This is a genomic window from Methanosarcina sp. WWM596, assembly GCF_000969965.1.
Classification (GTDB): Archaea; Halobacteriota; Methanosarcinia; order Methanosarcinales; family Methanosarcinaceae; genus Methanosarcina.
This window is the reverse complement of sequence record NZ_CP009503.1, coordinates 3,200,667-3,213,147: the sequence shown is the minus strand read 5'-3', so window position 1 is coordinate 3,213,147 and position 12,481 is coordinate 3,200,667. Positions and strand designations below refer to the sequence as shown.

Below are 12,481 nucleotides of genomic sequence, written 5' to 3'. Positions count from 1 at the left end.
AATCACTCAGGCTTTTTTAAGCACTCATATTTTCTAAGTATTCAGGCTTTTAAGCACCCATATTTTCTAAGTATTCAGGCTTTTTCGACTACTTTTTCATATACTTCCAGGGTTTTTTCAGCTATCGTTTCCCAGTTGTATTTCTTTTTCAGGAGGTCGTACCCCTTCTCTCCCATCCTGTTGCGGCCCAGCCCCTCAAGTACGTAGTTGAGGCCCCAGGCAATGGAAGAGGGCTCTTTATGAGCAATTATTCCTGTCCTGAAGTTTTCAACAAGAGCGACTGCATCGCTTGCAACTACAGGCTTTTTTGCATCCCATGCCTCAAGCACAACTATCCCGAAGGGTTCGTTCCGGCTTGGGACACATACAAGATCACAGGCATTGAACCAGTCTATGACAATATTGTCCGGGGCGTAACCAAGGAAATCACAGGAGTTTCCAATGCCAAGCCTCTGAGCCTGATTTTCGCATTGAACCCGCATATCTCCTTCTCCTATGAGCACAAACTGGGCATCCCGCTTCCTCAGGACTTTTGCTGCAGCTTCAACGAGCAGATCAGGCCCCTTCTGGTAGGACATCCTTCCGGTGAAGAGTACTACAGGAAGGCATGGATGGATTCCGTATTTTCTTTTTATATCTCCAGGATCAACTTCCCTTCTTATTTTACCCACATTTATTCCATTGGGGATCTCCCAGAGCTTATAATCGGGAATTTTGTATATGTGCCTGACTTCGTCTTTCAAAACCGTAGATGTCGTAATTACATCGGAAGCTTCATACCCTCCAAGCCATTCCCTGTGCGCAATCTCTTTTGCTTCCCACCAGTCTCCGTGGAGGTTTCCGTTGCGTCCCCATTCCGTACTGTGGAAGGTCAGGACAAAAGGCAGCCCAAACTGGGCTTTAATCCTGCAGAGGACATTTATAGGATGCCAGTCGTGCCCGTGGAGGATATCAAACTCTCCTGCCTCCCCCTGCACGTCCAGGAACCGACAATACATAGCGTCGCACATCCTGTTCATCTGCTCCACTATTCCTCCAGTCCGGTCGCATGCAATTCTGTGGTAGTGGACTCCCTTGATTATATCATCATTATTTTCAAAGCCTCTGGTAAAAAGATGAACTTCATGACCCTCAGCTGCCAGAGCTTCAGAGAGTTCGGATACATGAGGGGAAATCCCTCCTACACGTATCGAATACAAACTTTCCCAACTAAACATTCCTATACGAATCTTTTTCATGGACTCACTCATTCCTTTTTGTCAAAGTGAAGGACATCACGGCTGCTAAAAGTTACAGGTTTCCCCCAGCCTGTGCTGTTCAACTTCCTCAGTTTACCGGACTAAGATCTATTTTCCAGGTTGGTAAACTCAGGTTGTGTTTTCCCTGCTGTGATTACTTTGTACTTATTCCCCTAACCCTTCACGTACCTGTTCTAAACAGGAATTATCTAATATACCTGGTCTACAGAACAATTTTCGCATTACGGATACATCTCTTATACTTCCCTCACTTTATTCCTATATGATTGTACATAAATATATCTCCATTGGTTTTTCCATATGTTTTACACTGTAAACTTTCACTCCAGTTGTTTATTTCTTCAATTTCTTCTATTTCTTCAATTTTTTCTATTTCTTCAATTTCTTCTATTTCTTCAATTTCTTCTATTTCTTCAATTTCTTCTATTTCTTCAATTTCTTCTATTTCTTCAATTTCTTCTATTTCTTCAATTTCTTCTATTTCTTCTCCCGGATTTATCCTGAGAGAACTCATCCATCCCCCCTCAGGTATGAGGCTGCCTTTTCCGGAGAAACCGTGTTGATGCAAATTCCAGTATTCAGTTCGAACCCTGCAGCAGTGGAGATCCGGGGCAGCAGCCTGAGGTTTAGATGGTACTCCGGAGTTTCAAAAAGCTGGTAGAACATGTGGTTATAGGGCAGGTTTCCGAGTACTTTTGCGTAACTCCTGAGAACTGTTCTCAAAATATCTCCAAGAGCAAAAAGGAGTTCCGGACTGAAATCTCCCAGAAAACTGATATGTTCTTTTGGAAGAATCCATACTTCAAAGGGTCCTGTTGAATAATAAGGGGCAAAAGCCGCAAATTTGCTATTTTCCTGGATAAGGCGTGTTGAGACTTTTTCTTTTTCGAGGAGAGTGCAGTAAGGGCATTTTTCTTTTTCTCTAATAGCCTTCAGTTCCCTTTCCAGAATCGGAGGGCAAACCGGCAGGGCGAGGAGCTGGCTGTGCGGGTGGTCCTGTGAAGCGCCCGCAGCTTTTCCAGAGTTTTTAAACAGGGAGACATAACGGATTTTTTCCCGGGCGGCGTAATGACAAAACCTGTCTTTATAGACCCTCATAAGCCCGGATATTTCAGTGTCAGAGAAATCCTCCAGTTTTTTCCCGTGCACAGGGGACTCCACTATTACCTCATGGAATCCGAAACCCGGGAAAGCTTCAAGCCCTTTTCCGTGAAATCCGGGGGGAAGCGGGGTAGGAGAAAGTGCAGGATAGAGGTTTGGAAAACAGCGAAAATCCCAGTTGAGCACTCTTTTTTCCCCGGTATCGGCAAAGACCCCCCCATTCTTATATACTGCAGTTGCAGGAGGCGTTTTTTCTTCATTTCCCCCGCAGAACACACAGCTTTCAGAGGTGTTTTTTTCGGAAGTTTCGGCTGCCCCTGCAAAATCCGAAGGTCTTTTAGCCCTCTCTTCAGCAATTATGCAGTATTCGGGGAGAAAATAATGCTTTCTTATTTCTGGCATTTTCGGAAAACCTCAACTCGCTCCTTGTTTCTTTTTACCCATTCCCGGAAACCTCATTAATCCTGCTTACAGAAGCGTGCCCCGCTTATCAGTTCATAATACTGGGCTGTGGGTTTTTCCCAGTCCATGTCCTTTGCAAGGAGAAAAGCTTCCCTGCAGAGAAGTTTATATTTCACCCGGTCGTCTATGAAATTTCTGGCAAAGTAACTGACTGCCAGAGCGTAGTCAAGGACGGTCTCGTAGTAAGAGAGGTCTATGTTGTCTACAACTATTACTCCTCCCAGGACTTCTACCAGGGATTCGATAGTTTTTATGGCATCACTAAAACCGCAGACCCGGCTTACCACACTTGGGGTTCCCTCTCTTCCGGCTTCAAGCCCTGTGAGCAGGAAAGGATCATAGCGGGAAGGAAACACTCCAGCACAGCAGCCTGCCATAAAATCCCTTGCTCCCATTCCCAGCCCACCGTCTTCAGTTGAGATGATCTGGGGATAGAGCACAGCTGCAACTGAACACTTTCCTCTTACCATTTTTGCGAAATCAAGCCCCTTCTCTTCTATCATCTGCTGAAGCCTAAGCTCGTTTCCTACAAGCACGTCTTTTGGCAGGTTTATAGGGAACCCTTCTGGAAGGTTGGTTTTTGGGCCTTCTGCTGCTACAAGGAAGCAGATCACCTTTATCCCCTCTTCCATATGCCCTTCCATGATGCTGTTCCTTATTATATGATTGAGAGCTACAAGGGAATCTAGAAGGTCAGGGTACCCTTTGTTTTCAACCTCTATGCGGGAGATTGTGAAAATGGGGATGATCTTTTCGGGCTCGATCTTTTCCCCTCCATAATACCTGTACAGGTTTTCGGAAAGGAAATTCCGGATCTTTGCGAGACAGCGTTCTTTCCGATCCCAATCTATTTTTTCGGATGCGATCGTTATTCCATTTCTGATGACAATCCCGGTAATGCCGTAAAAAAGTCTGGCTTCCTGGCGCGTAGACTCCCCCACTGCCGTAACCGTGTCTGAGTACAGCGCAAGGGCTTCAAGGGAGGCAAGGTTTTCAGGCACACCCGGAGGCCATGTACTATCATTATTTCTTCTTTTTTGAATGGAATTATATCCGGCAGCCCTGCCGGGAAGAGTAGCATGCAGGGTTGCGACAGTATTTGCCGGGACCCCCAGTTTCTTAAGTCTCGCAGGTGCATAAAATACCCCGAACTCATGGCAGTGCAGAGAAACCCCGGGACAGGGAATTAAATCTTTACCTGAACCTGTTTCTTCTGCCCAGGTGTCGGCAGTTTTAGGAGCTGAACTTACAAGAAGCCGGATAAGCTCAGAAATCGAATGCGAAAGAGAAAGGTAATGTGTATATTCCGCACCATTTGGCATGCTTTCGTATCTCAGGGAGTCAAGCCCCAGGAGTTCATAGGCTTCGGCTTTGACCTTGCTTTCGAGAGTTATCTCTTTCCCCATATACGTTGAGCGGATTTTTCCAAAATCAGAAGTCTGAAATTGCAGGTAACCTATCCGGGTTTCCCCTACCATTTCCTCTCCTGTGAAAACTTTAATGCCTTCACTTTCAAGGGTTTTCAGACTCTTCTCCAGCTCTCCATCAGTGCTGAGAGGGGCAAGCCCGTTCATATCTGTAATCCTGTTCAAACCCCGGTTCCAGTCCGCCCCCCTGTGCCCGAAATATGGGCCCGCAACAAGGATTTCGGTATCTTCTTTTGCCTTTAGTTTTCCAGAGTCAAAAAGAGCTGCAAGGGTATGTGCCTCTTCATTAATGACGTTCCAAATCCCGCCCATTTTATTTGATGCAGGACCTGCCTCTTCTCCGGCAAGTATTATGAAATGGTTTCCCAAGTCCTGAATTCCCCCTCAGGTTTTTTGCCTTTAGATTATATGTTTATTTTTAATTCCTTGTGAATATTAATACCTATCAATTGATAAAGGAAACTGATAAGGGCGAGAAGGAAGGGAACTATAAACAGGGTAAGGATTAAACAGGATAAGGATTGGGACACATAAGCCTGGCTAAGGAAGGAAAAAAATATGAGCCGGGGAAAAAAGTTTTCAGATCCGGGCTTTAAGCCTGGATGTGAGGGCAGGCATCGAATACTGAAGCTTTTGTTTTTGCGTAACAATTCTCTACAAGCTGCAGTGTCCCTTCGAGTTCTGTAACCTCAAACTCAAAGAGTGTAGCGAATTCCTTTACACAGGCATCAAAGTCTTTTTCGTAGGCAAGACCTGAATTTATCCTTGCAACTTTTTTGTAACCCGCATAGTCAAAGACAAACTTCGACATCTCTATATTATTCGGGTCCTGAGTCATGCCTGCAGCCCGAAGCATTTCTCTCCAGTTTGCAGCCCACATTGGGGTCAGGAAAAAGGTCGCTCCATCTCTGCCGTTTTTCAGGACCTTCTGATAGTTACCTCTACCCCCGAGCACAGCACTGATGCAGTCGTCAACGATATCTCCGTTTTCTTCTTTCAGGATACAGACTTTGCAGTCCAGGGCTTCGAAGTCTTTTTCAATATTCCCGAGCACGTTTCCGCAAAGCCCGTAAAAGAGCAGGACTCCATCCGAGCAGGGTGCCATAAGTTCTACTTTTGAATAAACGGTTTTTTTAAGGTTTTCAGGGATTGCATGCAGGGAAAATTCAAGCATGTAGACGATCAGGGTTAAACCTTTATCTTTCCCTGCCGATTTTTCGGGGATCTCTTCAAGAGGAAGAGCGATGTGTGCAATTCCGGCTTTGGCCATCTTTTTCATGATGCCGTCGCAGTCTTCGTTTTCCACCACAAGCACTTTTCCAATTTCAGGGTCATTTTCAATAAGGTGCATTATTTCGTTTTCAAACATCCTGCACCCTATTATGGTTATTACTGACATGTGGACTCCTCTGGTATGTTTAATTCCTCGCAACTTGGGGTTTTCCCCTTTTGAAAGCTGGAAGGGCGTTTTCGGAGGGATTTCATGTAATTTTCCAAAAATTGCCTTAAAGATATATTCTTAAAAAATCATGTAATCAGGTTTTCTACAAAACTATGTTTTCATCTTTAGAAATATCTAATTAAAAATATCTAATTATTAGTCTACGTGTGTTCTTATATACCTGAGCGTTACTAAAATGCACTAATTAATCCTCTGGTATATTCCAATAACTTGACATATTCCAATAACTTGACGTATTCCAATAACTTGACATATTCCAATAACTTGACATATTCCAATAACTTGACGTATTCCAATAACTTGACATATTCCAATAACTTGACATATTCCAATAACTTGACATATTCCAATAACTTAACGTAATGCCTTCAAGATAGTTTCGAATTTCAAAAAAGTTAATCGTTTTTGAGTCAATCCTTAAGGACTAAAACTCTGAAAACTCTTTTTGAACAAAGTATTTTCAGGCTTTGAGCGGCTTGAGCAGCATATTTTGCATTAGATTGTACGATTTTTGTGCTATTTCAGTGCTGCCTTTAAGTTCTATGACCTCGAAACCGAAGTTAAGTGCAAATTCTTCAATTTTTTCCTTAAAATCAGGTTCGTAGGAAAGCCCTGTGTTAACTCTTGCAACTTTTCGATACCCGAGTTCTTTCAGGTTTTTAGGGGTGAATTCAAACCTTCCGGGCGATTTCTTATCCACTCCAAAAGCGTATTTCCAGTTTGCGGCCCACATGGGAGTTAAGAAAAAAGTATCACTGTGGTTTTTCAAAATATCCCGGTAGCGGGAGTTGCCTCCAAGAGCTGCTGCAATGCAGTCTGCAAGGGGCTGGGCCGGCACGCCTGAACTTCTGTCCTGCAGCAGTTGTAGAGAACAGCCTGTATGGGCAAAATCTTTCTGCACCCGGGAAAATGCATGCCCACAAAGCCCGTAAAAAAGGAGGATTCCGTCTGCAAACCTTGACATCAGGTTCAGGTTTGTATATGTTTTACTTTTGAGTCCAGAAGGGTTTATATGGAGTCCTATCTCCTGAAGCTGGACAATGACGCTGAATTCATTACTTTGCTCCAGGCAAACCCTGATATCGTAAACAGGCAGGAACACCGGCTTGAGCCCCTGAACTTCAAGTTTGTGCAGGAGGCCGATGTTTTCGTCGTCTTTGACGAGGTAAATCCTTTCAACTTCAGGATCATTTGAAAGCACGTGGACAATTTCATCCTCGAATACCCTGCAGCCAATTATTCCCATCACTGTCATGATATAGACTTTGCCCGGGACTATTAAAGAATATCCTTATCGGGAGAGCTAATAACTCTTAGTGGAAAACGAGGGTTTTTAACTTTGGGAGTGCGGAATTGAATCCTTCTCCCCTGTCCCGGTAAGCTCTGGAACAGGTGGATTTTTCAGGGCTGGAACCGGAATGGGCTTTTCTTCAGCTTCAGGCCAGGTAGTAACCTTCTTTTTCAAGAAATTCTATGAACGACTCTAAATTATGCTCTTTCATTTGAATACAAAAATCACTATTTTTGTCTATGTTTTTATACTGTTCGGACACGGCACTTAATTTACTATACATTGTTGAGTTTACCGATTTATACCACTGTGCATAATCCTGAATTATTTTAACAGACATCGGACACAATAACAACGTTAAACCGAATCCTGCTTCCGCATCCGGATAAATTACAAAAGGAAAATTTCTACATGCTTCCGGCCTATTATTGTATATTCTGCATTTTGAGTTTAGCAATAATGGACACTGCCCGGCAGCATTTATCGCTTTATAACATCCTTCCAACTCTGATTTTACCGCATTCGATTTTAATATATTCACACTTTCTTTATCTATATTTTTTAAGATTTTCTCATATTCTTTTCTGTTAAAATCGATAATATGATTTTTGCAGCAACTCCCATTACATGATTCAGGACAGCTATAATGTTTAAGTATGCTTTGAGTTTTTGAACTTAACCAGTCATATTTTTCGGAACGTTGTTTTCTATCCATAGCATTCACCCGATTGAAAGAAAAAAGAGATGTTAAGTATATAATAACTATCAATTACCCTAATAACTATCAATTACCCTAATAACTATCAATTACCCAAATAACTATCAATTACCCTAATAACTATCAATTACCCTAATAACTATCAATTACCCTAATAACTATCAATTACCCTAATAACTATCAATTACCCTAATAACTATCAATTACCCTATTTTATGAGAACTTAAGATACTGATAAAAACTTATTTGTCCCAAAATTATTTCTCATTTCCTATTCTGGTTGTAATCCCTTATTCTTTTTTACCAGTGACCGCCCAATATCTGCCCACTTCGTGAGCATGCGGGGGTGGAGGGAAGTTTTACAGGAACATTTAAAAAAATATATTTGAAAAGATAAAGCATAACTTAATTATTGTAGTCTTCTATTATTTTTTAGGTCCTTCAACTATTTTGTATGAGAGAAGGAGGAAGCTGGAATGGGTGAATACTGTACATATGAAAAATATGTATTTAAAAAGAAGCTTGAAACTCTAAGAAATAAAAGTGGAAGGGGCACAGAATTAATTTCCCTTTATATTCCTCCTGATAAACAGATTTCAGATGTTACAGATCATTTGAGAGAAGAACATAAACAGGCTTCGAACATTCAGCCTGAACTTGCCAGCAAGAACTTACAGGGAGCACTTGATTCTTTGCTGGCAAAGTTAAAATTTCTTAACAAAGTACCGGAAAATGGGATAGTTTATTTAACAGGAACTGTCGATACCGGAGCTAACAGGACAGGCATGGTGAACGAAGTTCTTATTCCTCCGGACCTTGTTGTGCGTTATATATATCACTGTGATTCCGTTTTTTATCTTGAGCCTCTTGAGGAAATGCTTAGAGAGTGCAGTACTTATGGGCTTATACTTCTTGATTTAAGAGAAGCTACTATCGGAATGCTTGTAGGTAAACAAATTGAAGTTATCAGGCATCTCCACTCTACGGTCCCCGGCAAACAAAGAAAAGGAGGCCAGAGCGCGCATCGTTTTGAACAACTCAGACGCATTGCTATTCATGATTTCTACAAAAGAATAGGGGATGCTGCAAGTGCGGCATTCCTTGAATTAGAGCCAGCTGAACTTAAAGGCATTCTTATAGGAGGGCATTCTCCGACTAAAGAAGAGTTCAGTGAAGGTGAATTTCTACATTATGAGCTTCAGAAAAAGGTTCTCGGATTGTTTGATACGGGGTATACGGATGAATCGGGTTTTTCTGAGTTAATAAATGCAGCAGAGGATACACTCCAGGGTATTGACTTATTTAAACAAAAGAAAGATATGGAAATATTTTTTAAAGAGATCGCTACTGAGTCTGGTAAAGTATCCTATGGAGAAGACAATGTGCGGGCAAATCTTGAAATAAAGGCAGTTGATGTTCTTTTACTTTCAGAAGACCTGAGATCTGAAAGAGTGACTATCAAATGCAGCATTTGCGGATATGAGAAAAAACGGACAAGGAAACGGAAACCCAATGAAGCTGTTCCTGTGGCAGGAAATTGTCCAGAATGTGGTTCTGCACTTGAAGCCACGGATGTTATTGATATCGTTAGTGAATTATCAGAACTCGCCGATAAAGGCGATGCAAGGATTACTTTTATATCAACAGATTTCGACGAAGGCTCTCAATTTATGATAGCTTTTGGTGGAATTGCTGCAATCCTCAGATATAGTACAGGGGTGTAATTACCAACATTTATTTCATCAATTATTGCTTCCAGAATAGATGATAAAATGACCCGGAAAACGATCTCTTCAGGAAAGAATGATTCTGCTTTCCTGCTTGAATTAAAAAACGTAACTGTTGTCAGGGGTGGGAAAAAAATCCTCGATTCGGTATCTCTTTCTATTGAGCGAGGAGAACATGTTGCAATTATAGGGCCTAATGGCTCGGGCAAATCTTCCCTGATAAAGACATTTACAAAAGAATACCACCCTCTTGCAGCACCAGATGGGCTTGTTCTAAAAATCATGGGCAACGATACCTGGAATGTTTTTGAGCTCAGAAAATTACTGGGAATCGTCTCTGGAGATCTTCAGCAGACGTATTGCCGTCAGACAAAAGTTCTGGATGTCATACTCTCGGGATATTTCAGCAGCATAGGGATCTACTATAACCACAAGGTTACCCCTGAAATGGTAGCCAGAGCAAGAGAAGTTCTTGAGTTTCTTGAGATTACTCACCTTGCGGATCGGTTGATGTGCGAGCTTTCCACGGGAGAAGCCAGAAGAGCACTTATAGGGAGAGCTCTTGTGCATGATCCGCAAGCTCTCATTTTAGATGAACCCACAACCAGCCTTGACCTGAAAGCCCTTCACAGTTTCCGTGAAAGCGTCCGGAAAATTGCGGATTCAGGAAAAAGTGTCATTTTGGTCACCCACGCCCTTGAAGATATTATACCCGAAATTAACCGTGTGATCCTTATAAAAGAAGGAAAAATCTTCAGGGACGGAAAAAAAGAGAAAATACTGACAGATGCCAATCTCTCGGAACTTTTCTCTCTTCCGGTAAAAATCCTGGAAAAAGGAGATTACTACCAGGCTCTCATCTGAGGAGGATTGTTCTGCAGGCAGAGTTGCAGTTCCGCAATTTGCAACAAAAGTCATCGAAGCTTACTCTGCAAATTGTAAAAACCGGTTCAATCCATTATTTTTGCGGCAATAAACTTAATTCCATTGGTCATCGGTTAAGGAGTTTTCTTGCCCGAAAGCTATCGATTTTGTACTATAAATCGATCTCAAACTTTACCCTCTTTACCTAAAATCGATACTCTGCTCCAGCCCATATTATATTAAAATTTTAGATAACTGTTGTAGAAATAGGGCAATTTATTATGGTTCCTTTCTTAACCGAAGACACATGAACTTAATTCTATATCTTTATAGCCTTAATCCGAGACCTCATGTCACTTTCATCTTACATGACTAAATTAGTGGGTTAAGGGATAGTTTCCTCTTTTCACTCACACTATCCCAAGAAGCTTCCTGAGGTCAAAAACGTGCCAGGTTTCCTTACTCATTATTTATCAGTATGAGCCCGTCGGTTCTTTAAGTTTGAAATCAGACTTTCAACCAGTACTTAAGTCGTTATCTCCAGCAGGGCTCTCAATTCATGATTTTGCTGGATCACTTTTATTGGGATCACTTTTATTGGGATCACTTTTATTGGGATCACTTTTATTGAGATCACTTTTATTGGGATCACTTTTATTGGGATCACTTTTATTGAGATCACTTTTAGTCGGAGTTTTCCTTCTGGTTGAAATACTCCTTTTTAAATCTTTTCCATCTTACAGTACACTTCTTAACTCTAGAAAAAACCAGTCTGCGTATATCCAAAGAAGACATGTTTTAGATGTATCAGTTTTTCTTTAGAAATGATCTCCAAGATATACTCAAAAAAGAATTCAGGAGCCTTTAAAATCTCTTTTTTTATTTTATTTCTGAAAAAATTCTGTTAATATATATTTTATTGTTTTTAAGCTTATTTAAGCTCATTTAAACCTTTCTTTCGTATACGGGTGTTCATAAACACATTAAATATTATTAAAACAGTTACGGTCCCCTTACTAAAATTTGTAAACCTCTATCTTAGTTTCTTACGTTTATATAATCTTAGAAACTAAAATCGCTTTAAATGAAAAACAAAGAAGTAATCGAGGGGGGTTTTTCTTGGAAGTTGGCTATGTTCAGAGTTCATTTAGGTCTTATCTGTACGAAATCCGTTTTATTATCCTTTTCTATGTGATAGGGGACTGGGTATCTACCTTTTACGCCCTGCCGTTCGGCACGGAATATAACCCTATTCCCGCAATGATACTGGAAAATTACGGAATTTATCATCTCTTGCTTATAAAAATTGTATTTGTCCTTTTGCTCTTTTACGTAGCTCCGTTAATAAAAACGTCAAAGGAGCGTTGGGCTCTCACAAAACACATAATAGAATCCGTAGGCATTCTGGTAACCATAAACAACCTTATGGTGGTCTGGTACGGAGTCAGCCTTGTAGAGACCGTTGGGCTGGTCTGAGTTTTGCAGACCCCCGATACAGGCTTTGTTTCTTCCTTTTTTATTTTTTACCTATCGGTTGATTTAAGCTTAATTTTTGCTGCTGCCCCACTGACCTGTTTCTCACCCTTTTCTTGCCGTTTTTTACCTGGTTTTAGCATATACAAAGCAGTCATAATACTCTTTACCTATCCTGTGGATTTTTTTTGCAATTCCTTCTTTTTCGTACCCGCACTTCCGGGCAACCTGCTCACTTGCGAGGTTTCTAATATCCATCAGGATAACAATCCTATGTAATTTCAGTTCACCAAAACCAATTTCCTCAAGCTGCCTTACAGCTTCGGTTGCAATTCCATGCCCCTGATAAAGTTCGTCCACAAGATAACCGAGTTCCCCTGCCCACGGCCTGTGTTGATCAATCCTGATCCCACAGGCTCCTACAAGTATTCCGTTATAAAGAATTGAATAGTTGTATTCAAAATTGGTTTTCTTTTTTACCTCATTCAGATTCAAGAATCGCTTTTCATCTTCAAGGGTTTCTACCGGGACTTCTACAAATTCAAAGGCCGTTTGTGTGAGAATTTCAAATAAACGCTCGGCATCGAAAAGTTCCTGAGGGCGAATCTTTACCTGAGGCATGATGGAAAATTGAGCTTCCCTCATGAAAAATGTTTTGAATGCCACCCAGATTTGTCTTTCCGGAGCAGCGTACCTT

General features: G+C 41.4%; 12 protein-coding genes. 3 read left to right on the top strand and 9 right to left on the bottom strand.

From position 1 onward, the window contains the following. Positions 1-74: 74 nt before the first annotated feature. From MSWHS_RS14150 to MSWHS_RS14120, 8 genes are all read right to left on the bottom strand, one after another. The gene (locus tag MSWHS_RS14150; RefSeq protein ID WP_048129149.1) at positions 75-1,238 is read right to left on the bottom strand and encodes a glycosyltransferase family 4 protein; all 1,164 of its coding nucleotides are present in this window, start codon (positions 1,236-1,238) and stop codon (positions 75-77) included. Positions 1,239-1,506: 268 nt separating this feature from the next. Beyond that, on the bottom strand, positions 1,507-1,773 hold the full coding sequence (locus tag MSWHS_RS14145) for a hypothetical protein (protein WP_048159252.1): 267 nt from the start codon (positions 1,771-1,773) through the stop codon (positions 1,507-1,509). Further along, positions 1,770-2,762, bottom strand: a complete 993-nt coding sequence (locus tag MSWHS_RS14140) for a DUF4921 family protein (RefSeq protein WP_048129153.1) — start codon at positions 2,760-2,762, stop codon at positions 1,770-1,772. Before MSWHS_RS14140 ends, MSWHS_RS14145 begins: the two co-directional genes overlap by 4 nt. 56 nt (positions 2,763-2,818) lie before the next feature. After that, positions 2,819-4,618: a glycosyltransferase family 4 protein gene (locus tag MSWHS_RS14135; protein WP_082088145.1), complete on the bottom strand. Its 1,800-nt coding sequence runs from the start codon at positions 4,616-4,618 to the stop codon at positions 2,819-2,821. 223 nt (positions 4,619-4,841) lie between these two features. Further along, positions 4,842-5,648, bottom strand: coding sequence for a DUF1638 domain-containing protein (locus tag MSWHS_RS14130; RefSeq protein WP_048159250.1), 807 nt, complete (start codon positions 5,646-5,648; stop codon positions 4,842-4,844). Positions 5,649-6,171: 523 nt separating this feature from the next. Then, entirely contained in the window at positions 6,172-6,966 is a 795-nt protein-coding gene (locus MSWHS_RS14125) for a DUF1638 domain-containing protein (RefSeq protein WP_048129157.1), read from the bottom strand. Positions 6,967-7,044: 78 nt separating this feature from the next. Further along, the gene (locus tag MSWHS_RS22065) at positions 7,045-7,176 is read right to left on the bottom strand and encodes a hypothetical protein (protein ID WP_255353691.1); all 132 of its coding nucleotides are present in this window, start codon (positions 7,174-7,176) and stop codon (positions 7,045-7,047) included. Continuing rightward, positions 7,148-7,717 carry a YkgJ family cysteine cluster protein gene (locus MSWHS_RS14120; RefSeq protein ID WP_048159248.1) on the bottom strand — a complete coding sequence of 190 codons (570 nt, stop codon included), beginning with the start codon at positions 7,715-7,717 and terminating at the stop codon, positions 7,148-7,150. Before MSWHS_RS14120 ends, MSWHS_RS22065 begins: the two co-directional genes overlap by 29 nt. A gap of 479 nt (positions 7,718-8,196) precedes the next feature. On the opposite strand from MSWHS_RS14120, the gene prf1 reads away from it, so the two are divergent. The 3 genes from prf1 to MSWHS_RS14105 all read left to right on the top strand — a co-directional run bounded on the left by prf1 (position 8,197) and on the right by MSWHS_RS14105 (position 11,787). After that, positions 8,197-9,444, top strand: a complete 1,248-nt coding sequence (gene prf1, locus MSWHS_RS14115) for a peptide chain release factor aRF-1 (protein WP_048159245.1) — start codon at positions 8,197-8,199, stop codon at positions 9,442-9,444. A gap of 48 nt (positions 9,445-9,492) precedes the next feature. Beyond that, complete coding sequence (locus MSWHS_RS14110) at positions 9,493-10,311, top strand: ABC transporter ATP-binding protein (RefSeq protein WP_048159244.1); 819 nt, start codon at positions 9,493-9,495, stop codon at positions 10,309-10,311. 1,119 nt (positions 10,312-11,430) lie between these two features. Then, entirely contained in the window at positions 11,431-11,787 is a 357-nt protein-coding gene (locus tag MSWHS_RS14105; protein WP_048129168.1) for a DUF5658 family protein, read from the top strand. Between the two features lie 123 nt (positions 11,788-11,910). Here the strand turns inward: MSWHS_RS14105 and MSWHS_RS14100 are convergent, their stop codons facing one another. Beyond that, positions 11,911-12,429 carry a GNAT family N-acetyltransferase gene (locus MSWHS_RS14100; RefSeq protein WP_231585452.1) on the bottom strand — a complete coding sequence of 173 codons (519 nt, stop codon included), beginning with the start codon at positions 12,427-12,429 and terminating at the stop codon, positions 11,911-11,913. Positions 12,430-12,481 lie beyond the last annotated feature (52 nt).

Bases quoted from the DNA above. Each gene is read 5' to 3' on its own strand.
- MSWHS_RS14150 (WP_048129149.1), bottom strand. From the start codon at position 1,238: ATGAAAAAGATTCGTATAGGAATGTTTAGTTGGGAAAGTTTGTATTCG.
- MSWHS_RS14145 (WP_048159252.1), bottom strand. From the start codon at position 1,773: ATGAGTTCTCTCAGGATAAATCCGGGAGAAGAAATAGAAGAAATTGAA.
- MSWHS_RS14140 (WP_048129153.1), bottom strand. From the start codon at position 2,762: ATGCCAGAAATAAGAAAGCATTATTTTCTCCCCGAATACTGCATAATT.
- MSWHS_RS14130 (WP_048159250.1), bottom strand. From the start codon at position 5,648: ATGTCAGTAATAACCATAATAGGGTGCAGGATGTTTGAAAACGAAATA.
- MSWHS_RS14125 (WP_048129157.1), bottom strand. From the start codon at position 6,966: ATGACAGTGATGGGAATAATTGGCTGCAGGGTATTCGAGGATGAAATT.
- MSWHS_RS14120 (WP_048159248.1), bottom strand. From the start codon at position 7,717: ATGGATAGAAAACAACGTTCCGAAAAATATGACTGGTTAAGTTCAAAA.
- prf1 (WP_048159245.1), top strand. From the start codon at position 8,197: ATGGGTGAATACTGTACATATGAAAAATATGTATTTAAAAAGAAGCTT.
- MSWHS_RS14110 (WP_048159244.1), top strand. From the start codon at position 9,493: ATGACCCGGAAAACGATCTCTTCAGGAAAGAATGATTCTGCTTTCCTG.
- MSWHS_RS14100 (WP_231585452.1), bottom strand. From the start codon at position 12,429: ATGAGGGAAGCTCAATTTTCCATCATGCCTCAGGTAAAGATTCGCCCT.